The organism is Methylorubrum pseudosasae, from assembly GCF_029504475.1.
Lineage (GTDB): Bacteria > Pseudomonadota > Alphaproteobacteria > Rhizobiales > Beijerinckiaceae > Methylobacterium > Methylobacterium extorquens.
The window spans coordinates 95,806-118,004 of sequence record NZ_JAQGDU010000001.1; the positions used below are offsets into that span (position 1 = coordinate 95,806).

19 protein-coding genes and 2 pseudogenes are annotated in these 22,199 nt (G+C 65.2%); 7 read left to right on the forward strand and 14 right to left on the reverse strand.

The genetic code is table 11. The features are described 5' to 3' along the window. Nucleotides 1-49 precede the first annotated feature (49 nt). From M2437_RS00550 to M2437_RS00560, 3 genes are all read right to left on the reverse strand, one after another. A complete protein-coding gene (locus tag M2437_RS00550; RefSeq protein ID WP_253386709.1) occupies nt 50-841 on the reverse strand; it encodes an E2 domain-containing protein in 792 nt (263 codons plus the stop codon). Then, nucleotides 838-2,388 carry an adenylate/guanylate cyclase domain-containing protein gene (locus M2437_RS00555; RefSeq protein WP_253386708.1) on the reverse strand — a complete coding sequence of 517 codons (1,551 nt, stop codon included), beginning with the start codon at nt 2,386-2,388 and terminating at the stop codon, nt 838-840. Before M2437_RS00555 ends, M2437_RS00550 begins: the two co-directional genes overlap by 4 nt. Nucleotides 2,389-2,525: 137 nt before the next feature. Further along, nucleotides 2,526-3,326, reverse strand: a complete 801-nt coding sequence (locus M2437_RS00560) for a metallophosphoesterase family protein (RefSeq protein WP_277570172.1) — start codon at nt 3,324-3,326, stop codon at nt 2,526-2,528. A gap of 47 nt (nt 3,327-3,373) precedes the next feature. On the opposite strand from M2437_RS00560, the gene M2437_RS00565 reads away from it, so the two are divergent. Further along, nucleotides 3,374-4,183 (forward strand): IS5 family transposase, encoded by an 810-nt coding sequence (locus M2437_RS00565; RefSeq protein ID WP_141951469.1) that lies wholly within the window; start codon nt 3,374-3,376, stop codon nt 4,181-4,183. Here M2437_RS00565 and M2437_RS00570 read toward each other — a convergent pair. Further along, the gene (locus M2437_RS00570; protein ID WP_253386707.1) at nt 4,149-4,550 is read right to left on the reverse strand and encodes a hypothetical protein; all 402 of its coding nucleotides are present in this window, start codon (nt 4,548-4,550) and stop codon (nt 4,149-4,151) included. The two genes, M2437_RS00565 and M2437_RS00570, sit on opposite strands and share 35 nt — an antisense overlap. A 72-nt stretch (nt 4,551-4,622) precedes the next feature. Here M2437_RS00570 and M2437_RS00575 point away from each other — a divergent pair. Further along, nucleotides 4,623-5,806 (forward strand): IS3-like element ISMex5 family transposase gene (locus M2437_RS00575; protein WP_253386706.1). Its coding sequence is split into 2 segments (ribosomal slippage): nt 4,623-4,887 and nt 4,887-5,806, totalling 1,185 coding nucleotides; the frame shifts between segments, so codons are not numbered across the junction. Nucleotides 5,807-6,488: 682 nt separating this feature from the next. On the opposite strand, the gene M2437_RS00580 is transcribed toward M2437_RS00575, so the two are convergent. The 5 genes from M2437_RS00580 to M2437_RS00600 form a co-directional block, all read right to left on the reverse strand. Then, nucleotides 6,489-9,032 carry a S8 family peptidase gene (locus M2437_RS00580; protein ID WP_253386705.1) on the reverse strand — a complete coding sequence of 848 codons (2,544 nt, stop codon included), beginning with the start codon at nt 9,030-9,032 and terminating at the stop codon, nt 6,489-6,491. Between the two features lie 51 nt (nt 9,033-9,083). Then, the gene (locus M2437_RS00585; protein ID WP_253386704.1) at nt 9,084-10,094 is read right to left on the reverse strand and encodes an AAA family ATPase; all 1,011 of its coding nucleotides are present in this window, start codon (nt 10,092-10,094) and stop codon (nt 9,084-9,086) included. Between the two features lie 313 nt (nt 10,095-10,407). After that, nucleotides 10,408-10,665: an EamA family transporter gene (locus tag M2437_RS00590; RefSeq protein WP_499006313.1), complete on the reverse strand. Its 258-nt coding sequence runs from the start codon at nt 10,663-10,665 to the stop codon at nt 10,408-10,410. Beyond that, a complete protein-coding gene (locus M2437_RS00595) occupies nt 10,643-11,158 on the reverse strand; it encodes an EamA family transporter (protein WP_499006350.1) in 516 nt (171 codons plus the stop codon). Before M2437_RS00595 ends, M2437_RS00590 begins: the two co-directional genes overlap by 23 nt. Then, nucleotides 11,131-11,313 (reverse strand): hypothetical protein, encoded by a 183-nt coding sequence (locus M2437_RS00600; protein ID WP_253386703.1) that lies wholly within the window; start codon nt 11,311-11,313, stop codon nt 11,131-11,133. The genes M2437_RS00595 and M2437_RS00600 overlap by 28 nt, the downstream gene beginning before the upstream one ends. Nucleotides 11,314-11,454: 141 nt before the next feature. Here M2437_RS00600 and M2437_RS00605 point away from each other — a divergent pair, with 141 nt between their 5' ends. Continuing rightward, nucleotides 11,455-12,819, forward strand: coding sequence for an aminotransferase-like domain-containing protein (locus M2437_RS00605; protein WP_253386702.1), 1,365 nt, complete (start codon nt 11,455-11,457; stop codon nt 12,817-12,819). A 1,007-nt stretch (nt 12,820-13,826) separates the two neighbouring features. Here the strand turns inward: M2437_RS00605 and M2437_RS00610 are convergent. The 4 genes and pseudogenes from M2437_RS00610 to M2437_RS00625 form a co-directional block, all read right to left on the reverse strand. After that, nucleotides 13,827-14,609 (reverse strand): hypothetical protein, encoded by a 783-nt coding sequence (locus tag M2437_RS00610; protein ID WP_253386701.1) that lies wholly within the window; start codon nt 14,607-14,609, stop codon nt 13,827-13,829. A 151-nt stretch (nt 14,610-14,760) separates the two neighbouring features. Next, nucleotides 14,761-14,928: pseudogene (locus M2437_RS00615) on the reverse strand (methyltransferase); the annotation flags it as partial. A 164-nt stretch (nt 14,929-15,092) separates the two neighbouring features. Continuing rightward, nucleotides 15,093-15,722 carry a DUF2380 domain-containing protein gene (locus M2437_RS00620; RefSeq protein WP_253386700.1) on the reverse strand — a complete coding sequence of 210 codons (630 nt, stop codon included), beginning with the start codon at nt 15,720-15,722 and terminating at the stop codon, nt 15,093-15,095. Then, complete coding sequence (locus tag M2437_RS00625) at nt 15,710-16,153, reverse strand: cupin domain-containing protein (RefSeq protein ID WP_253386699.1); 444 nt, start codon at nt 16,151-16,153, stop codon at nt 15,710-15,712. Before M2437_RS00625 ends, M2437_RS00620 begins: the two co-directional genes overlap by 13 nt. 159 nt (nt 16,154-16,312) lie before the next feature. On the opposite strand from M2437_RS00625, the gene M2437_RS00630 reads away from it, so the two are divergent. After that, nucleotides 16,313-17,329, forward strand: coding sequence for an AraC family transcriptional regulator (locus M2437_RS00630; RefSeq protein ID WP_253386698.1), 1,017 nt, complete (start codon nt 16,313-16,315; stop codon nt 17,327-17,329). A gap of 728 nt (nt 17,330-18,057) precedes the next feature. On the opposite strand, the gene M2437_RS00635 is transcribed toward M2437_RS00630, so the two are convergent. Next, nucleotides 18,058-19,494 carry an IS1182 family transposase gene (locus M2437_RS00635; protein ID WP_253386697.1) on the reverse strand — a complete coding sequence of 479 codons (1,437 nt, stop codon included), beginning with the start codon at nt 19,492-19,494 and terminating at the stop codon, nt 18,058-18,060. Between the two features lie 291 nt (nt 19,495-19,785). On the opposite strand from M2437_RS00635, the gene M2437_RS00640 reads away from it, so the two are divergent. The 3 genes and pseudogenes from M2437_RS00640 to M2437_RS00650 form a co-directional block, all read left to right on the forward strand. After that, nucleotides 19,786-20,757, forward strand: a complete 972-nt coding sequence (locus M2437_RS00640; RefSeq protein WP_253374183.1) for a PAS domain-containing protein — start codon at nt 19,786-19,788, stop codon at nt 20,755-20,757. Further along, nucleotides 20,758-20,958 carry an alpha/beta hydrolase family protein gene (locus M2437_RS00645; RefSeq protein ID WP_253386696.1) on the forward strand — a complete coding sequence of 67 codons (201 nt, stop codon included), beginning with the start codon at nt 20,758-20,760 and terminating at the stop codon, nt 20,956-20,958. A 65-nt stretch (nt 20,959-21,023) separates the two neighbouring features. Beyond that, a pseudogene (locus M2437_RS00650) lies at nt 21,024-21,955 on the forward strand (IS630 family transposase); the annotation flags it as partial. Nucleotides 21,956-22,199: the final 244 nt, after the last annotated feature.

Below are 22,199 nucleotides of genomic sequence, written 5' to 3' on the forward strand. Positions count from 1 at the left end.
CCCGACCGTCACGCGCACTTACCCGATGTGCCGCTGCCACGCTGGGGTCTCACGGCCTGACGACTGCCAGCGGACAACCGTCTATCGTCCCGCAACAAGGCTTGTCTTCGAACGACTTCCAGAACGCCCGCTCCGCGGTCGCCATGTCCTGCATCGCGCCGACGATCTCGACTAGGCGGTCGGCATGGTCGCGGCATCGCCGGAGCGTCAGGGGGCGTTCGTCTTCCCCGCACGGGCAGGCTTGCCGAAGCGTCGCCGGGCGACGTTGCTTGACGAAGATGCGCGCCATCGTCCGGCCATCAACCTGCAACCGAACCGTGCTCCCCCGCGACGAACACCCCTTCGACCGAACCGTGGCCACGCGTCCCTGAAACAGCCGGTCGCGCAGCCGGGGTGAGACCGCCGCGGCCGCCTCAAGCGCCTTGCGCTGGTGTACGGCAGCGCCACCATGGGCCCATTCGCGACGGTCCGGCCATCGGCGCAGGCGTCGCGCTCGCTCCTGCAGGCGCAGGAACTGCAACACGGCACCCCACCACGTCGCACCGTACGCGGTGGCTTCGAGCGCTAGGCTTTCGTAGGGCTCCCAGTTCAGGCAGAACGACCCATCGGCATTGATATGCCGCAGGGGACAGAACGCCGGGAGACGAGCCCCTAGGGTCGCCTCCCGGACATAAGGCCGGCCGCCGCTCGCCTGGACCTCAAGTTCGTAGCCCTGGAGGCTCCCGTCCGTCATCAGGACGGGCACGGCCGCGCGTAGGCGACCAATGGTCGAGAGAAGCGGCGTGATCCCATATGCCGGGGCTGCCAACGCGAGGATCTCGACCGCCGCCGGCTCGGTCATTCCCCGCCGACCTCGACGTAGGGTGTGACCACCTGATCGGAAGCCCTTTTGACCGCCGGCGCCGCGGCGGCGAACGCCTCGGCCTTGATGGCCTTGGCGGTCCGGTCGCCGTCGGCTGCAAGTCCCTCCACCGCCTCGTTGTAGTCGAGGCCGTCGAAGCGCCGGGACGGGCCGAACAGGTCCCTGACCGCTTGCGTTCCGGAGTTGTATGCGACCTGCCCGATTGCCGTCTGCGTGCCCGTGCAGCGCTTCTGTTCGGCCTCCGACGCCAGTACGCCGCGGCTCACCGAGCATCGCAAGCGATCCCCGTGCACGCCGAGCCGCGTCAGGGTCATCGGGCCGAACTCGATGCCTATCGCAAGCCCGAGCTTTTCCACGTCGACTCCCTCCTCGTCGAGCTTCTCCAAGGCGAGCTCGAAGCTGCTCCGAAGGGCCCCGGCGCACAGTACGGCCGTGCTCACGGTCTCCTCGTCGTCGGTCGTCTGCGCCGTTCCCTCGCAAAGCAGGCCGTGGACGCAGTCGCCGATGAAACGGACCCGCCGGCCCTCGAAGTCGACGCCCAGCACCCGGTCGAGTTCGGCGCGGATGACGTGCAGGGCGCGCACGACATCCTCCGACGTGCCCGCTTCCAGGTGGTGGGCCACGTAGGCCGTGAAGCCATCGATATCGGCATAGACGGAGACAGCCTCCTGGCGCCGGGAGTTGGATGGTGTCAGCGCGATGATGTCGATGGTGCGTAACGGCGGCGTGTGGCGCGAAAACCCGTAGTTGGAGAGCGGGTTCTTAGCGAGGTCGGTGCGCCATTCCTCCGCGAGATCCTCGACGTCGAGGCCGAGCTCGGCGTCGGCCTGCGACATGGCAACCTCGCTGGCTGTCAACTTGGTCTTGGAGGGCTCCTTGACCTCGGGCAGGCCTATCGCGCGCCGGGCGCTGTTCGTCAGGAATATGCCGACCGCGGCCCCCGCCGCCGAGAACTTCGCGGCATGGTTCGCTGGATCCCCCAGGAACAAGGGCTCGCGACCGCCGTTTCGGCCGTTGTTCACGACGAGGGCGAGACCGCTGTCTATCCCGACCCTGACCCTGGCCGCGGGAACATACTCGTCGTCGCCTGTGGCCGCGCAAACGTCGATGATGAGCTGGGCGATGGCCACCGCGCGATGCAGCCTCCGGGCTTCGGCGCTGCCGTCCTCGTCGTCGTCGCTGTCGTAGGGCTTGTGGACGACGGCGTGCAGCCGCTGATTATGGAAATCGACGCGCAGCGCATCCGCCCTGTTGAGGATGCGGCGCACGCTTCGACCGTGCAGGTCGAGGAACCGGAGCGTTCGCTTGTGGCATATCTCCCCCTCGGTCGACGTGCAGTTCAGCATGTCGTCGAGGTTGAGGATGTCCGCGTAGAGATGCACGGCCTCTATCCGATAGGCCTTCGCCGTGGGGATGTTGCCGAGCGACATCTCGCGCGTGAAGTTGACGATCTCGACCTTCTTCACGTCCTTGATCTTGGCGGCGATGTGTTCGGCCGCCCGGTCACGCTTCCAGCTATGTGCCATGTCAACTTCCGCCTGTCGCCGGACCGGGCAAGGACCGGCCTGATTGTCAGTTTCGCGGTGGATCGAGGGACGCGGACGTCAGCGCTACACCGGGCCGACGACATGACGCCGCCCCTCGATGGTCCCTCGCCTGAACGTCATGAAATCTCTTCAGAGAATACTTCCTCCGTGCCGGCATCGGTGACCTGCAGGTATCGGGCCCGACATGAGCCGACACCGACGTCGATGACGGCGTAGCCATGGGCGAAGACCCCGCCACGCGTCTGAAGCCTCGTGCCCTCGATGATGGCAGGCGTCTGCTCCAGGTCGTCGAGAGGCTTGTAGATGTCGTCCAGGACGGACACCGGGACGGCGCCGTGGCCGATGCACCGACCGACCTTTATCCCCGAGAACGGCTTGTAGATCCCCAGCGAGTGCTCGTGGCCCCAGAACCAGGCCGCCACGCGGCCGTCTCGGTTCATGCGCTCGAAGGCACGCATCAGGTGGGGGTTGCTCGCCTTCCGCTTGCCTTGCGCCGGCTTGGCGCCGATGGCCGAGAACGCAGAGAATGGCTGGTGATGCGACATGAGTATGGTCCGACCTCCGAACTCCTCGATCCGCTGGCAATGCCAATCAAGCTCGTCGTCTTCGAGGTGGGTCAGGGCATCGGCAATCGAGCGGGGATTGTCGTCGTGCAGGCCGGTATCCATGGCAAGGAACTGCCACCTCTCGTCCGTCGAGCGCAGGCAGAAGAAACTCGCGCGCTGCCGGAGGGAGTCTTCGTTCAGCTTCGGCAGCAGATCGTAATATCCGACCCCGCCGCAGTACATGTCGTGGTTTCCGGACAGCGTGTACACTAGGGTCGGTCGCTTGGTCCGCAATTCCCGCGTCACCGGGCGGAGGAAGTTGTCCTCGCACTCCTTCCCGGTTCCCGAGTAATAAATGTCCCCGAGGTGGATTAGAGGCTGTTATGGACCTGTCAGCTGTGAGGCTCAGATGATGGGCGATGAGCCTGTCCCGGAAAGCCTACCCGTCTGATGTGTCCGATGATGAGTGGGCATTGGTCGCCCCGTATCTGACGCTGGTCCGCGAGGACGCTGGCCAGCGCGCGCATCCGTTGCGGGAGGTGTTCAACGGGCTGCGCTACGTGGTGAAGACGGGCGCGCCGTGGCGCTGGATGCCCCACGACCTGCCGCCCTGGGCGGCCGTCTACCAGCAGGCGCAACGCTGGCTGCAGGCGGGCTGCTTCGAGCAACTGGCCGAGGACCTTCGCGCCGTGCTGCGCCTGGCGGCCGGGCGCAAGGCGGAGCCGTCGGCGGCCATCCTCGACAGCCGAACGCTGCGGGCGACGCCCGAGAGCGGCGAGCGGGCCGGCTACGATGGGGCCAAGCGCAAGCAGGGCTCGAAGCTGCATATGGCGGTGGACACGCTCGGCCACCTCCTGGCCCTGCATGTCACGCCGGCCAACGCCGATGACCGCGCCCAGGTCGAGCGTCTGACCAAGGCTGTGCAGGCGGCCACCGACGATCACGTCGAGATCGCGTTCGTGGATCAGGGCTACACGGGCGAGAAGCCAGCCACAGCCGCGCGCAGGCACGGCATCGAACTGGAGGTCGTGAAGCTGCCGGAGGCCAAGCGCGGCTTCGTACTGCTGCCCAAGCGCTGGGTCGTGGAACGCTCCTTTGCCTGGGCCACCCGCTTCCGCCGGCTCGTCAAAGACTACGAGCGCTATGCCAGCACGCTGGCTGACCTCCACATCGTCGCCTTCGTCTGCATCATGCTCAAAAAGGCCGCTCTACTCGCAGCCAGTTCATAACAGCCTCTAGTACGTCCGGGCGCTCCCCTGCGATGGACCTCAAGACCTCTATGGCCGGCCGTGCGCCGGTGCCCCAATCGCTCAAGAGCGCAAGCCGCGAACCGGCCTTGATCTCGTGCGTCCCCGGACCGGCCTGCGCGGGCCGGACGTACGGGATCGGCTTCCGCTTACCATCCGGACCGAAATACTCCGCGTAGGCGCGCAGGGTCGTCACCCATTCCACGTCGCAGGTTCCGGTCCTGTATTCGTCCTCGACCTCGGCAAGCGCAGCCTTGTTCCCATTGGCGAGGGCCTTCACGTAGCGCAAGGCCAGCTCGACGCACACTTTGCCCATATCGGTCGGGGACAGATCCCGCGCCGCCGGCAAGGATGGCTGATCCGCCCCCACTGAAGTGGTCCGCCCTGAGGTATGGCTTTTGAGCCAGATGAGGACGGACAGATGGGAACGAAGCGGCACAAGCCGGAAGACGTGGTCGCCAAGCTGCGGCAGGTGGATGTTCTGGTCTCGCAGGGCCAGAGCGTGGCGGAGGCGATCCGGGCCATCGGCGTGACGGAAGTGACCTACTACCGCTGGCGCAAGGAGTACGGCGGCCTGAAGAGCGATCAGGTTCGACGGATGAAGGACTTGGAGGTTGAGAACCAGCGGCTGCGCAAGGCGATTGCGGATCTCACCCTCGACAAGCTGATCCTGCAGGAGGCCGCTCGGGGAAACTGACCAGCCCCGCGCGCCGACGCGCCTGCATCGCGCATGTCATGAACGTCCTAGACGTCTCCGAGCGCCGCGCCTGTCGGGCGCTCGGGCAGCATCGCTCGACGCAGCGCAAGGTGCCGCGGGGAAGAGAGGATGAGGCCGCGCTGACAGCCGACCTCGTGGAACTGGCTCGCCAGTACGGGCGCTACGGCTACCGGAAGATCGGTGCATTGCTGAAGGCGGCGGGCTGGTTCGTCAACGACAAGCGGGTCGAGCGGATCTGGCGGCGCGAGGGGCTGAAGGTCCCGTCTCGGCAGCCCAAGCGCGGCCGCATCTGGGACGGGGATGGTTCCTGCCTGCGATTGCGGGCGGAGCGTCGCGATCACGTCTGGTCCTACGACTTTGTCGAAGCCCGCACGCACGAGGGCCGCAAGTTCCGGATGCTGAACGTGGTCGATGAGTTCACGCGGGAGTGCCTGGCGATCCGCGTCGCACGCAAGCTGAAGGCGGCGGACGTGATCGACGTGCTGTCCGACCTGTTCATCCTGCGCGGCGTGCCCGGCCATATCCGCTCGGACAACGGTCCGGAGTTCATCGCCAAGTCCGTGCAGGCCTGGATCACCGATGTCGGCGCCAGAACAGCCTACATCGCACCCGGTTCGCCATGGGAGAACGGTTACGTCGAGAGCTTCAACGCACGACTACGGGACGAGCTTTTGAACGGTGAGATCTTCTACACGCTCAAGGAGGCGCAGATCGTGATCGAGAGTTGGCGTCTACACTACAACAGCGTGCGCCCGCACGCCTCGCTCGGCTACCGACCACCGGCCCCGGAGGTGTTCGTGCCGGCCTTCACCGCTTGGCCGGCTGCGCTCACCCGGTCGGCTCCGCCGGCCAAGCGACCCGTGGAGCAAAGGCCGACCCTGCACTAACTTAGAACTTGGACCACCGCGTGGGGGCCGATCAGTCGGGTGCCTCAGTGAGAGATTGAAGTTCTCGAACCGGATTGACTCGATGCGATCATATTTCGGTCCGAAGAGGTCGCCGCTCTCGCGGGTCGTGTTGAGGGGATAGATTTCCAATGTCCCGGCGGCATCGTCGATCCGCGCAATGAGGATGGGTTTAGGCGGCGCTACGAAGGTGGGGTCATTCCGAAGAGCGGCATCCAGCCCGTCCTGGTTCGGTTGAAAGCTGAGGGTGCAGATTTTTCCGGTCTTGATGATTACGTCGCCGTAATTCGGCGTCATCCCGCGACCCGCGCGATAAGGATTGAGGGCCATCGACTCCGCCTTGGATCGAATGAGCGCGACCGATGCCGCAGATGCAACTTGACGGGATATCGTGGGTGCGCCGACATAGAAAGCGGACCCCCAGCCCGCGTCGTATCATCGTCACTTCGGTGGCGTCGAGCGCCGCCCGCATACTGACAATCGCCGTGATCATCCGCTGACGCGACCGCGGGCCGCCGATAGGGCGACAGGAGGTCATAGGGTAGCGGTGCGCCCCTCGCGGAAGTTGTGCGCCTTCAGCATCCTCCGCTCCTGAAGCCCGGGCTCATCCTGCTGCGGCGCGAGATTGTCGGCATCGCTCGTAATGATGTGAATCCGTCTGCCCTCAAGCGACGACAGCTTCGACCTCCTTCACCTCGACCAGGTTCGCCACCTCGGTGTGAAGGTCGACCGCGTGCCCGGGGGCGGACAGTGAGATGACGAGCGCGTAGCGGCCCGTGTCGGTGAAGCGACGCTGACCGAAGTGTGACTTCCACCAGCCGCTAACGGGGTAGATCGCGATGGCGTCGTGACCGGCGAGCTCGATCGCGCGCCCTCTCCAGAGATCACAGTGGAGCGATCCGGCCTGAATGGCCTTCGGGCCGAGCAGCCAACAGCTTGTCTCGCCCTCGGCTTCCGTGCCGTCCTTCTCCTGCGTCGATGAGATGCGGCTGCGGAACTTGGCGTCCGTCTCCGTTCTCTTCTTCATGGCGAAGCGCAGGCCAAAGGATCGATAAGTGTCAGGGCGTGTCGCGGCCTTGCCAGTCAGGTTCGGCTCTATGAAATACGAGAGCGTTACCTTCATCGTGACGATCTCGTTTTCAAGCCGCTCCAGGGCTGTTTTGGGCCAGGGCAGATCGTAGAAGTGCATTTCGTTGAATACAGCGCTGCGCCCATCCGCGCCCAACGCATAAGGCTGTATTTCGGCTTCGGCGATAAGCGTGATGTCATTCCGAGCGGACAGGATCGCCCGCTCGATCTCCGGCACGCCGTAGCCTATCTCACGCAGGATCTGCTGCTTCTGCGCTTTGGATCCCGCTTTCCAGTGCGCACCGCGCCCCACGAGCAATCTGCGGATCGGTTGGGGCCAAGCAGCCGAGTCCACCGTCAAAGCACGGTGCGTCTCGGGCCATCGATCCGGCAGCGCCGCCTGGAGACGACCGATGAAGTTTCCTGCCACGCCGGCCGCCGCGCTCGTTGCCCAGAACGGTACGAGCGGTTCGGTTTCGACATCCGAGCCCGGCGCGAGCAGGGACACCGCCTCGTGCCAGCCGCAGAAGCCCGTGTTGTCCGAAACCATGTTGCCGGCCTCGAACAGCACCTCGGGCTTGATCGGCGTCAGGTCGTCGGGAAGCGCTTGCGAGCCGCGGCTGAACGGGCTGCGATGGTTCGCGGGCACGACCGGTTCGAGCGTGGGCGGAGGCGCTGGTGCCTGCTCCTTTCGAGTGAAACCGCCCACGGTGAGCGCGTTCCAGCTCTGTGAGGGGTCCTCGAGCGATTGCGACGGCATGACATCGACCATCATCCCGCCTGACACGTTGCCGGTCGCCACGAGGATGAGGCGCTTCGGACCGTCCGCGGCCGGCGTACCCTCCAGGGCGTCGCCGGGCATCGAGCCGGCCGCGATCTGATCGAGAGCGCCGCTCCAGCTCGAAGGGCTGCTTGACAGAAAGTCCGTCGCGGAGGTCGCCAAGCAGAAGCCGCGCAGCACGTTCGGGCGCTCCGCTTCGACCAGCGCGACCGACCCTTGCGTCACCACTCCGTAACTCGGCGGCTTCGTGGCCGGGAAGCCTTGCGGCGGCAGAAGCTTCATCGACTCCGCGCCATGGGTGAGTTCGACCGGCGCAGCACCGTTCATGTGCGCCTCGAGATCGCCGTACATGATAAGTCCGGTGATCGCGGTGCCATGGCCCCCGTGCGGAGCATGATCGTCGGCACCCCAGGCAGCATCATATGCCCAGGCGCCCTTGAGGCCCGGTTCGATGAGTGGGTGCCCGGCCGCGACGCCCGTGTCGAGGGCACAGACGACGGGAACGTCGTCGGAGGGCGGAACGATGCGGGCGGCGATTTCGGCCACCCAGTCATGCTGCGCGAGACCACCGGTACCCCGGTCGAGGAACGGCTCGATGGTGCCGGTGGCCCGCCTGATCTCGGAAATCGCACCCGGGAGGCGCTCGGCGAACGCCTCAAGGGCGGCCGCCGCTGCATGCACGAACACCACGGTCGTATCCGGGAAGAGGAGGCGATCGGCGTGAACGTCGAGGTTGGCTCCGCGCGCGAGCACGACGAGGAGCTCGGCGCGTCCCGCCCCACCCTGCACCCAAAGCTCCCACCACACGATGTCGGGCGCGGCGAGGTCGACGGCGCCAACGAAGAGTGAGCGGGCAGGCGCCCTGGCGATCGTCTCGACGGGCTCGAACCGCTCGACGTTGGGCCGCCGCGCGTTTCCCGGGTCATGTCCATACTCTGCGATCCGACCGCGCAGAAAGGTGCGGGCCTCGTCGGGCACGAAGAGCAAGGCGCTCTCGGTTCGATCGTCGCGGCGCTCGGTGCGAAGCAGCACGATATCCTGGCCGGGGAACTCGAGCGCTGCGGGAACCTTGACAGCCTTCGTACGCGATCCCTCCGGCGGCGGTGCGGTCGAAACCTCGACGATCCTGCCCGGCTTGAGGCCCCCCATCTGCAGACGCGTGTCAGCGGTCGGCGCGGGCTGGTCGCCCAGCGCTCTCGTAAGCTGGTCGAGTAGCGCGTCTGCGTGCGCGGCATAGTCCTCGCGCAGTGGCTTGCGTTGCTGCGCTCTGGAAGGATAGCCGTACTGGGCGGATTCCCGGAATGCATCGACGAAAATATGGGGGCGATCCCGCTCCCCGTAGTCTTCAGGCCCCGCCATAACAATTCAACCCTTAGAAAGTAGATTCCACCCGCTTGGCCGGCAGCCATTCTACCGTCCGGTTTGGCGACGGAACTTGCCTTTCAGGGTCTGGCGGTTCTGAAGCGCGGCCTCGAGTGCGTCGAGTGAAACCTTGGTGGCCCCTTCCAGGATGGCGTCCTTGACGACGGCGTCGGCTGCGCGCACGAGCTCGCCTTGGCTGAGGCCCTCCAGCGCGGACTCGATCGCTTCCCAGGAGCGGGAGGCCAACTTGAACTTGCCCAGGCGCCGCTCCAGGATGGCACGCCCCGCCCGGCGATCGGGCAGCCCGTATTCGATGACTTCGTCGAAGCGGCGTGCGAGCGCCTCGTCCAAGGCCTCGACGTGGTTCGTCGCAGCTAGCACCAAACTGTCCGTCGTGTTGGGTTCTTCCATGAAAGCGAGCACGGAGTTCAGCACGCGGCGGATCTCGCCCACGTCATTCGGGTCGCCGCGGCGTGCGCCGATCGCATCGAACTCATCGAGCAGATAGACCCCCCGCACCTGGGCGATCTGGTCGAAGAGCATGCGCAGCTTGCCCGCCGTCTCGCCGAAAAAGCGGCTGAAGAGCGCTTCGAGCCGCACGGTGAACAGGGGAAGGCGCAGTTCGCCCGCGAGTGCGGACGCGGTCATCGTCTTGCCGGTGCCGGGGGGCCCGACCAGCAGCATGTGCGTGGTCGGTGCCTGACCGTGGTCACGAAGGGTTGCGCGTTCTTGCTGCTGCCGCACGACGCGCGTCAGCCGGTTCTGGACCTCCTCCGACAAGACCATGCTGGCAAGGGTCACCTTCGGGTAGACGCTCTCCACCAGTCCTTGGAGCTCACCGCGTGGCCGCGCGAGCGGAATGGGCGTCTGCCCGCCTGCCGGACGTCCCGCGCGCTGCTGATCACGGGCCTTCTGCACGAGGCGCTTCAGCTTGTCGGCGTCTTCAGGACGCCCTTGTCGAGCCTCCTGCGCGGCGACTTGGAGTGCAATCGAGAGGAATTGCTCCTCGTCACCCTCAATGTGCGAACTGAGGAGCGCGAGTAGATGCTTGGTTGACATGCTCGCCTCCTTTCCTCCGCTTCGCCCGCCGATCGCTTCAACGCCCTTGCTGCGGAACCTACGAACGAGACCCTAATCAAATGACCTGAAGGGCGCCACCGTCTCCCCCGGATCGAATCTTCGGTACTCTGCTGACCATCCCTGTCGTCCACAACATCGGACAGCCGAACGCAGCGACCTTGTACGACCTTAGCGCGCGAGGGAACATAATATGAACGACCGTCCTGTTCCAGGGGCCTTGCGTGCCTGCGCGAGCGCCGACCTCACCGTCAGTTGTAGATGTTGGGTCCACAGATGAGCAGGTATCCGGTCTTCACTTGGCTGCTATCGGTCGGGCCGACGCAGCCAGAGTGCTGACGACGATGCCAGCCACGACCAGACCGGCCGCCATGGCGAGGGATCCATTCAGCGGCTCGCCCAGCGCAGCCGTTGCCACCGCGATCCCGACCAGCGGTGTCGCCGTTACCCCCAAGGCCGTGGTCAGCGCCGGCAACGAGCGTGTCACCATCGACATCGCCCAATAGGCGAGAGCGGTCCCCACCAGCCCGCTATACGCCAACAGGCCGAGCACCCGCGGCGTCCAGGCGACTTGCGGCCAGCCGTCCCCGCGCTAAAGCCGCCGCCGTCAGCACTACGCCGGCCAACGCCGCCTGCCACGGGAGTAGCTGCAGCGGCGTCGCGATCCACCGGTGCACCCGCCCCACCAGGATGTTGGCCGCCCAGCAGATCGCTGCCGCTAGCACGAAGGTGCAGCCGAGCACTGTCTCGTGGCGCGACCAGTCCAGGGTTATCGGGTTCAGCAGCACTGCCAGCCCGGTCAGGCCGATCCCGGCACCGACCGCGCCTGCCCGAGTCAGGCGCTCCCCGAGGACGGCCGGAGCCGCCAGCGTCAACCACAGCGGCGTGGTGTAGCCCAGGACGATGCCTTTGCTCGCCGGGAGCCAGGCCAGGCCGGCCGCCGTCAGCGTCAAGAAGGCCACCATGTGCAGCAGCGCGACCCCGAGGATGACGGGGGCGTCGGCGCGCGGTGGGAGGATCAGCCGCCCGCTCGCCCCGAGAAGCACCAACAAGGCTGTACAGGCGATCCAGGCGCGCAGGGCGGCGCGAGCCAGAGCGGCGGGATGCTGACGACCAGGACCTTGGTCACCGGCCAGTTACAGCCCCAGGCCAGGACCACGATGCCGAACAGGGCGAAGGCGGCGCGGCGGGACAGGGCCATCTTGCGGGACCTCGCAGGAGGGATTTGTGCACCCAACGGAGGTTATGAGATGTCTGGCCCGGCGAGGACGGCCAGTTCGCTCAAACTCGGAGGGCCAGTTTGTGACCGAGTTGCTGCGCGATCTGATCGGGCCGGGTTCGCATGACCGCCGACGTGCGACCGAGGGCCTCACCGCGCGCCTGCGTGCCCTCGTTCGGGACGGGCGACTTGCGCCGGGAGCAGCACTGCCTGCCGGCCGCGTGCTGGCTCGGGATCTCGGGCTGGCTTGCAACACGAGTCGCGGCGGCGATCGACCAGTTGGCGGCTGAAGGCTACCTGCTGACCCGCCGGGGGTGCCGCCCGCGCGTCGCTCCTGGTCTCATCGGGATCCCCCTGAAAACCGATCGAACTGGGTCTCAAGCGATTGCGCCAAGCGCGATCATCCGGATCGCGGAGGAGCCAGCAGCATGGCCGGCGGGGCGGGCCTGCTTGGCCGACGCGGCGACGTTCCCCTACGAACTCTGGGCGTCGTGTCTCCGCGACGCGGCGCGCAGGATGCCGCGTGGTGAGCTGAGCGACGATCGTCCCTCACTTCAGAACGCCCTGTGCGAGCATCTCGCCGAGTTTCGTGGGGTACGCGCCGAGCCAGGCAAGATCGTCCTCGTGCCGACCGCACAGGCCGGTTTGTCGCTCATCGCCAACGCACTGCTGGCCCGGGGCGAACGGGCCTGGATCGAGGAGCCGGGCTACCCGGGCATCCGCGCGGCGCTGGCCGGTGCTGGGGCGGTGATCGTCCCTGTCACCGTCGACGACCAGGGGCTCACCGTGCCCGAGGGAGACGCCCCGCGGCTGATCTTCGCGACGCCTTCGCACCACTATCCCACCGGTCGCTTGATGCCGGTGGGCCGGAGACACGCTCTGCTGGCTGCAGCGGCGCGGCACGGAGCCGTCGTGGTCGAGGACGATTACGATGGAGAGTTCCACTACGACGGCGCGCCCGTCCCGTCCCTGCAAGGGCTCGATGATGGCGGGCGCGTCGTCTATGTCGGCACGTTCGCGAAGGCGACGACCCCGGACATTTGGGTGGGCTACCTCGTGGTTCCGCCCGGCCTGCGGGAGGCCCTCGACGCGGTCCGGCGCGGCTGGGGACTGATTGTGCCCCCGCATGTGCAGGAGGCGCTCGGCCTGTTCCTGAAGCGAGGGCTGTACCGCGCGCATGTCCGACGGATGCGGCGGCTCTTCCGAGCGCGGCGGGACGGGCTTGCGGCCGCGTTGGCGGCACGGGGCGCGGACGTGTTCGCGGTTGAGCGGTCGCCGGGAGGCCTCCAGCTTATGGTCATGCTGAGGCATGGGGGCGACGACGTGGCCTTGGCGGCGGACGCCTCGTCTTACGGAATTTCAGTGACGCCGCTGTGGCGTTGCTTCGCAGGGCCGCCCGCACATCGGGGGCTGCTGATCGGCCTTGCAGCGTTAGGTGGGGCTTCCGATCCAGACCGAGCGATCGAGACGCTCTGCGCTTTGGCCTAGCAGGGCCCCTCACAACCAATCAGCGTATGACTCTTTCGGGAAGCGCCAACGGTGGTCTGGGGGGGGGCGGGGTTGGGTCGTTCTCGGATGCTCGGGGGAGGGGAGGGCGCAACGTGTTGTTCAGAGAAAGCGCCCTGCCCTGCCGTTTCGCTGGCCGAGCCCGGCAGAATTGCCTTCATTGTGTTCTTGTGCTCTCTACTGTCTGGCTAAATTTCATCGCCGGTCTCGATGCATCTGCAAGTTTTGGTTCCATAACGTATATTATGCGAATACATGGTGTAGGCGCAAAATTGAGATGACACCCCCTGGCCAAACCCAAATGGCACCGCTTCTTTCATCGAGGTGGCGGAGGGCGTGCTCAAGTCATGAGGGCAAACTTGTCCCCTCCCCTCTCGCACATCAGACCGCCGCTGCTGATCCCGAGCGGACATTCGAGCTGCGGCGTTGAAGGTCCGTATTGGGTGGAGACTGTGTGAGAACGCGTTTTGGTCTATCGGTGCGGAGCGGAGATGGCGCGCATGGAGCGGCGTGCTCTTGATCTGACCGGCTGGCTTTGGACCGGGCTGATTGAGAGGATCAGCTAGGACTAAAGGAGTCGGACATGCGGCGAGGTCAGAAGACAAGCGCGGAGCAGGTTGTGCTGAAGCTGCGCCAGATCGAGGTGCAGACCGCCCAGGGCAAGAGCTTGGCGCTGGCGTGAAAGGAGGCGGAGATCTCCGAGCAGAGCTGCGCGACGAGTGCCTGAGGCAGGGGCGATCTTCCGCAGGCAGATCGCCAACAATACGGCCCTATGGACGCTCGCGGCATCCTTTGTGACCTGGATCACGGCGATCTCTGTCATGGTCTTAACCAGTAGCCAGAACGAATGGTGGATGACGCACTCGACCGCCGAACGGCTGACCCAAATGATTACCAGCGGGGATAGCAAGCTAATCCTTGCTGGCGCTTTGGGAGCGGGAGCGACGTTCTACCTAGTGGGACTGGTCCCCTTGGGTTCGGATCCCTGATTACCGTGGCGTTCGCCGCAAGAAGGATTCGATGAGCTGGACCCAGCCGCTGAGCATGATGGAACAAAGCGTCGCTGTCGTGACCAGTCCTACCACCGCCCAGCTGTCGAAACTGGCATTGGGCAACCAAGCGTACTTGTGCTGTATCGCGGTTGCCTGTTCGGGTGTCGTCTGGCGATAGAATGGATAGACCATGTGGTTAAGCTTCATCATGCTCATGTGCAGCCCGAGAGCTCCGAACCCTATCCAATAATTTCTTATGTAGGCCACCGTCGCCTTGATCGGATAGGTCTCGCAATTCTCGCTTCTGCTATAGTCCCAAAAAAATAGAGGCAGGAACGCAGGCGCTCCAAAGCATATAATTGTATTTAGATAGACAGCGCTGATTCCCGATCGCTCGATTAGAAACTGCCGCATGTTCGTCAACGGAACCAGCAACGACCACGAGCTGGCCGCTTCAATAGCTTGCTGCTCACCGACGGAGAAAAGGTGCAACGAGATCGACGCGACAACGGCCGCACCCGCAAGCAGGCCTCCGATGACATTGGCCCAATGCTTTCGCAGGAGGCCGGGAAAGAGCCTGCAGCAGATGAATACGATCAACCATGCGACCTCGAACCCGTAGGGAAAAGCCAGATAGGCGAAGGCGGTCGGTAGAGTTGCGAAAGCTGCAACGATGATTACGGATTGCAAGATGTACATCGTTTCCGGTCGCCGCTTCAGCCGAAATCTTCGTCCTGTTTTGGAAAGTCCGGCCTTCTCAGAGGTGTCGAGCGAATGCATGTTCAATCGGCAAAGTTGGCGGAAAACTGGTGCAAGGCTCGAAGATCGACGAGAGCTTTTAGTTCGAGTTCCGGGCTATGGGCATAGCTGTCTTGATTGCAGAGATCCCCACGCGGCTGAGGAAATCGCTCTCAGAATGGTCTTCCATGGTGAGTTCGAGGCCGCCGCCTGCGCCGAGAACGAGCACTTGCGCATCGTTCGGCGCACGCTCTGCCAGAAGTAGCCCTGCCATACGTTGTGGGTCGGCGTAGCCGGGTACCAGCCGCTGCGGATTTTCAACGTAGCGGGCTACAGCCTGCGGATCGGAGAATGCGTCCATGCGCAACGGTAAACCAATACACCGAAGACGAAGCGCTTCATAATCAGCTATGTAGCAGCACGCAGTTAACATGGTGCTTCGCAAAAACCTGCAGCCCGGGCTGGGCCAGAACGAAGGAGATCTTTGACGAGCGGTCGCCCACATACCAGTTGCGCCAGTCGCCTTCAGGGGCGGCGGCCCAAGTCGCCTGCCGGCTCTTCCGCGCTGGCGTCACGGATCTGAGCGACAAGGAAGGCTTCGGCTCGCTGCCACGCCTCGTCGGTATCGCCGCGGAAGTTGAGATCGCGTGAGAAGACATCCCGGCCGGTGCGGGCATCCACGAGTCGGGCCCAGAGCTGCAGGATCAGCGTACTGCTCTTGTGCACGACGCCAACGAGAACCAACTCGGCTCCCCGCGCCCGGGATGCCCGCAGCAGGCACTGAGCGTCACCAACGGGGCAGTCCTTCAGCAGGCGCTCGGCAGGCAGCAGCGTCGCTTGGTATCGTCCCGAGCGAGTGAGATCGGACGCCAGATCCTTGGCAAGGCGCTGCATCCGTTCCGCATGCTGCCGCGATTGGTCGACCGGCTCGCCGGAGGTGTCGAGGAGCTTGATCGGCAACACTGCCAGCCGGACCGGCTGCGCTTCTGCCGCGTCGGCCTGGGACATTCCAAGTGCCATCAGGTGAAGCGCGAGCGCGCCGACCCACACCGATCGGCGCGCATTCGAGACCCAAGCCTCCGCAATGGGCCTCATCCGCGCGCGTCGATCGATCGGGTTCAGGCGCGGGCGGTTCGCAAGGATCAGGCGGCGCATGACGACTGTGCCTCGTAGAGCGCCTTGAACTCCGGGATCCCGAAGGTCGCGACGACCTGGTGGTGCTCGTTGAGGATCTCGTAGACGGGGCCGTCGATATCGCGGTTCGTGAAGTAGACGATCACGTCCTGGTCGCCGCCGCCTTCGGTATGAGGCTCGCCTCCGGCTTTGCCCGCGACATAGCTCCCGAACGGTCGAACCTCTTTGAGCTCCCCGTTCGACCGGTAAATCCGCAGCTCGCCCTGTAGGACGAGGGTCCGGTAGGCCGCTGCATGGCGATGCAGCGCGATCCGCTCGTTTGCGGCGAACTTGAACAGCAGGTCGACGATCCGGGCATCCTCATCGACACTCAGGATATGATAGGCGGCGTGATCGAAGCCCTCGACCGTCCGCCAGACGATGTTGCGATCATCGAATGCGAGCCTTGCCATGGCGTGCTCCTGATGGGTCCTCTCCGTGCCGACGCGCAGGACGCCTGAGAGCATCCCACCGCGACTGTGCCCCGCGGGCAGATCCAGGCCTAAGCGGATTGCAGCGCGCGCCCTTGCCATTCGGTGCCAATGCACCGACCCTGCAGTGGGGAGACGCTCATGCCGGCATACGGTCTGACCCGGGCACGCACCATGGGACCGATCGCGGAGGCCATCACGGCGGCGGGTGGCTCGGTCGCGCGGGTGTTCGGCCGGGCCGGAATACCGCTGACGCTTCTCGACACGCCTGACCGCCTGATCCTGCTGCGTGATCAGCTCCGGCTCGTCGATGCGGCCATGCGCGAGATCGGCGACCCGGCCCTACCGGCCCGGCTCTCAATGCGCACCGGGATCACCGGACTGGGGCCTATCGGCCAACAGGTTCAGTCTGCCGCCACGCTCGGGGCCGCCCTCGCACGTGTCGAGATCGTCACCCCGCTTCTCCTTCAGACCGCGACCTGGACAGGGCTGCGCCGACAGGATCGGAGCGCGTTCTACGGCTACGCCGTGGCCGAGCGGATCGACAGCGGGCGTCAGGCGAACGAGATCCTCGCGCTCGGCTACCTGCTCGGTACGGTGCGCCATTTCCTTGGCCCCGCATGGCGGCCAGAGCGAGCCGTGGTAACGGGCGCGCATTTGGCGGAACGTCCCAGGATCGAGGCGCTGCTCGGCTGCGAGATAGTTCTTGGGGCTCGGGCCGGCCTGGTCTTCCCCGCCGACCATCTCGATGCCGGGAACCCGAAACGCTTTGATCCGACCCAGGTGCATGCGTCTGAGGACGAGCCGATCGGCGAGGACCTTGTGGCCTGCGTCACGCACCTGATCGAACTCGGGCTGGATGGGGCCCGCCCCACCATCGATGGCATTGCCGGCCGTCTCGGCCTCTCGCGCAGGACGCTGCAGCGCCGCCTGGAGGAGACCGGTAGGCGGTATGCCGACCTTCAGCGCAGCGTGCTGATCCGCCGGGCGAAGGCGCTCCTGTCAGACGAAACGCTGCCGATTGGTCGGATCGGCGTCGAACTCGGCTATGCGGATGCGGCCCATTTCAGCCGGGCCTTCCTGCACTGGACGGGTACGACCCCAAGCGATTGGCGTCGCCGTACTCACATGCAGCTTCGTCCGCTCCTCACCGTTTGATTAGCAGGCACGCAAACCTTACAGATTTAAGTGGATGATAAACCTTCGTTTTTCTCACATGCATGATCGCACAACCAGAAGACCGCTCGGGGTTGGAAGCAGTCGTCGCAATAAAGTTACGGTAAGTTCGGGCTATAAGGCGCTGATGCAGCTTGTCTCAAACCTCCTGCCCAGGTCTGCCGCTTTGATGCTGGCCTGTCTGAGCCTTCTGGCAACGGTGGTCCATTCCTCTGCGTTGGATACGGCGACACCCTACCGTGCCAAGCGCCTGTTCTACGGATGCTGGACGCGAACCACCACGCATCCCAAGCGCACGCGTTGGCCGACCTCAACCTCGACGTGGTGCTTCGAACGTGGCCGGATGCTCGGCGGCGTGTCGTTCGATGCAGGTGATGGTTGGGATTACTGCGAACGCTGGCATGTGCGTGGACAGCGCCTCGCGGCTCCCAGTGCATATGACGACGAGAGGGAATGTACCTACGCTTTCTCGGGGGATCGACGGACGCTGATCCTCCGAGATTGCACTGGGGCTGGGGATTGGCAGCGAGATGACGCCAGCACCGAGACCAACAGAGGTTCATGGAAATGCCGAATGCAGGGGCGCCCTGAGGCCAACGAGCAGCCGTAGCGCGCGATCGCCTCACGACCGCTTAGGGTGGAGACTGTGTGAGAACGCGTTTTGGTCTATCGGTGCGGAGCGGAGATGGTGCGCGAGGTGCGGCGTGCTGTCACGCCCGGAGGGCGCTGAGGAGCGGTCCAGTGCCGAGGATCGCCATCACCCGCTTCAGATTATAGGCCAGGACTTGTAGGCTCATCTCGGTCGCCACGTTTTTCAACCGTCGCGTCCGGAAGTGGGTCGCCCCCATCCAGCCCTTGAGCGTCCCGAACACGTGTTCGACCGTTTGCCGCCGCGTGCGCATCGCGTGAGAATCCGCGTCGAGCCGGCGCTGCACGGCTTCCAATACCGCCTCGTGCTCCCAGCGCGTCACCCGCCGCTCCTTGGCTGGCGTGCAGCGCGCCTTGAGCGCGCAGCCGTGGCAGGCTGTCGTCCAGTAGCGCCGTAGCGTCAGCCCACCCTCAACATTCGTGTAGCGGTAGGGGAGCTGCTCACCGGCCGGACAGCGGTAGGTATCCGTCTCCGCCTCGTAGACGAAGTCCTGTTTGCCGAAGCGCCCTTCCGCCTTGGCACCCGAGGTCAGCGGTTTGGGCAGTGTCACCGCGATGCCGGCCTGATCGCAGGCTAGGATCTCCTCGCCCGAGAAGTAGCCGCGGTCAGCCAGCACGCTGAGCGCTTCATGCCCGGTTGCGACTTGGCCCTGGCGGCTCATGTGCGCCAGTTGGGTGCGGTCGTGCCCGACGTTGGTGACCTCGTGGGCGACGATCAGATGATGCTCGGTGTCGACGACCGCCTGCACGTTGTAGCCGACCATCCCCGTCCCCTTGCCGCGCGTGGCCATCGCCCGCGCGTCCGGATCGGTCAGCGAGATCTGCCGGTCGGGGGCGGCTTCGACGAGCGTCTCCATCGCCTGCAGTTCGCGCATCCGCGTCCGCAGGGCGTCCAGACGCTCCGCGATGCGCACCTTGCGCACGTGGGCGACCTCGTCCTCCTGGCGATCGGCGGTGTCGAGGGCGGCGAGATAGCGCGCGATGCTGGCCTCGATCTGCTCGATGCGGCGCCGGACCGCCGCCGGGGTAAAATTGCGATCACGCGTGTTCACCGCTTTGAAGCGGCTGCCGTCGAGAGCCACGATACCACCGGCCAGGAGGCCGAGTTGTCGGCACAGCACCACGAACTGGCGGCAGGCGGCCTGGATCGCAGGACCATTATCGCGCCGGAAGTCGGCGATGGTCTTGAAGTCGGGGGCGAGGCGGCCGGTCAGCCACATCAGCTCGACGTTGCGACCGGCCTCACGCTCCAGACGGCGGCTGGAAGTAACTTGGTTGACGTAGCCGTAGAGGTAGAGCTTCAGCAGCGTCGCGGGATGGTACCCGGGCCGTCCGGTCGCGGCCGGCATCATGCTCGCAAAGCCCAGGGCCGTGAGATCGAGCTCGTCTACGAACAGGTCGACGACGCGCACCGGATTGTCTTCGGACACATAGTCGTCCAACCGGTTCGGCAACAGCGTGACTTGGTGGCGATCCGCACCACAGATGAACCGCGCCATACACGCCTCCGCTGTCCCACAGAGACTATCAGAACCGCTACGTTTTCACACAGCCTCGGTGGGGAGCAGACCCTGGCTCTCTGCCAAGAAGCAGACGTCCCATATCTGAAATCGCCGCTTCGCTTGCAACCTTAGCTTGGTACAGCCGAATTCAGCAAAAAAAGACCATAGCGATCTCAGAAACACGTCAAAGCAAATTTCGTGATCTGACACAACTTTGCCTCAGCAGCTAAACAAACGCTGACGATGATCAACGTTGCGCGCCCCCTTCCATCACAGAGTATCCTTCGCTTGGTCGAAGGCTTCGGGCTAACGGGGACGTGGTCGTGGACATTCGCCGCGAACGAGCATGTCTGGTCGCCGGGCCTGTTCCGGATCCTCGGGCTCGAGCCGAATTCGGCCCGACCGGAATACGGCCTTCTCCTCGCCCTCGTTCACCCAGAGGACCGGGACAACGTCACCTCGACGTCGGAATTGCTCCAAACCGGTCAGATGACGCAGCAATCCTTCCGGATCATCCGTCCGGACGGGACGATGCGCACCGTGATGAGCCGTGGCGAGGTGATTGTGGCGCCTGACGGGCGTCCGCTGCAGGCCATGGGCGTGCTGATCGATGTGAGCGACCGCGAGATGCTGGCGCGCGCACAGGCGGCGGAACGTCGGCGGAAGAGGACTCTTTTCGAGCAAACCGGCGCGTTCACCTCCGCAACTCCCGTCTATCCCTACACCGACTTCTCACCAGAATGGCTGGAGCTGGTCGGGCTGCCGCGGAAGGAATTGCTCGAGGAGCCGACGCTCCCTGTCTTGAAGGAGGAGCGCGCCCGCTGGCGCGACCATGGTCGCGAACTCTATCTGGCGCGACAGGTCGTCCACACACAGCCCCGTCTCATCCTGGCCAGCGGCGAGATCAGACCGTATCGGATGGTGATGGTGCCGATGCGGAACGCTGCCGGCGGCCCAGACGGCTGGGTGAACTACATCGCGCCCCTTCAACTCACCGGGATGACGCCCGGCGCGGTGCGGCAGAGCCTGGAACAGCTCGTCCGCGGGTTTCATCTACGCGCGGGTCGCGCCCTGCTCGGATGGTCGATGCAGCAACTCGCCGAAGCGGCTGGCCTTTCTTTTTCGACCGTTCGCCGGCTCGAAGACGAAGACGTGAGTGCCTCCCGGCGCGCCTGCCAAGCGACAATCCAGGCGCTCCGAAGCCACGGCATCGTCTTTTCATTCATGGAAGATGGGACTTTGGCGCTCGGCAAGCGGTGAATGTTCCTCAGCCACGGCACACGGGACGCAATGTGGTCGGTGGCGATGACTCAGCGGCTCGAAGCTCGCTTGCTGCAAGCTGGGCGCACCCCGGAAGTGCATCTGTTGGCGGGCCAGGATCACAGCCCGCATGGCGAGGATGAGAACGAGCACCACCTCAGGCTCATCACATTCCTGCGGCGGACGCTGGAGGCCGCTTAGAGCACCATCCGAGCGTGATGAAACGGCTAGCGAGGTGACGGGTTGGTCGGCGAAGGAGAGCGCCGATGTCCTCAGCCCTGTCCGTCGATCTGCGTCAGCGCGTGGTCGTTGCCGTCGCGGCCGGCGCCTCCCGGCACAAAGCTGCCGAACGCTTTGGGGTCAGCCTGGCGAGCGCCAGTCGGTGGTGTGATCGCTTCGCCCGTGAGGGCCACGTCGCGCCCAAGCCGATGGGCGGTGATCAGCGCTCGCACCAGATCGAGGCGCGGGCCGACCTGATCGTCTCCCTCTACGAGGCGCAGCCCGGCATCTACCTGCACGAACTCCGTGCGGCTCTCGCCGAGCACGGCATCTGCGTGGCCCAGAGTAGCCTCTCGCGCTTCTTCAAGCGCCACGGCATCTCGCGAAAAAAAGTACGGGGCACGCGGCCGAGCAGGACCGGGAGGACGTGAGAGCTGCGCGCGAGGCGTGGTTCGAGGGCCAACTCGACCTCGACCCAGATCGCCTCGTTTTCATCGACGAGACCGCAGCCAACACCGCCATGGCCCGGCGCTACGGGCGCGCTCCACGGGGCGAACGCTGCCGGATGAGCGTGCCACAGGGCCACTGGAAAACCACCACCGTCACGGCGGGTCTGCGCACCAGCGGCATCACCGCACCCTGGCTGCTGGACGGTGCCATGAACGGGCATGCCTTCCGCACCTACGTGGCCGACGTGCTCGCTCCAACGCTCCAGCCCGGCGACACGGTCGTCATGGACAACCTGCCAGCCCACAAGGTCAGCGGCGTCCGCGAGCAGATCGAGGTGGTGGGAGCCCGGCTGCTCTACCTCCCAGCCTACTCGCCCGACTTCAACCCGATCGAGATGGCCTTCGCGAAGCTGAAGGCGCTGCTGCGCTGCGCCGCGGCGCGAACCATCCCAGATCTCTGGGACGCCATACGGCGCAGCCTAACCCGCTTCGCGCCAGCTGAATGTCGAGCCTACCTCGCCGCTGCAGGCCGGGGCCGTGATCTCCGACCGGCTTCTGACCGATCTGATGAGCGTGCACGCCCTCGGCCTGCGCGACGCGCTCGCCCGCGATCCCGACGCCGCATTGCTCGCTCTGCTGCATGCTCTTACGCTCCGGACCTTCTAGCGGGGGAGCGGCGCGAGGGAGACATGCCTAGAGATCAAGGCGCGCCACATCGCCCTGGCGAGCGCCGTGCCGGGGCTTGCCGACAACCCGGCGGCGGCTGCGATCGCC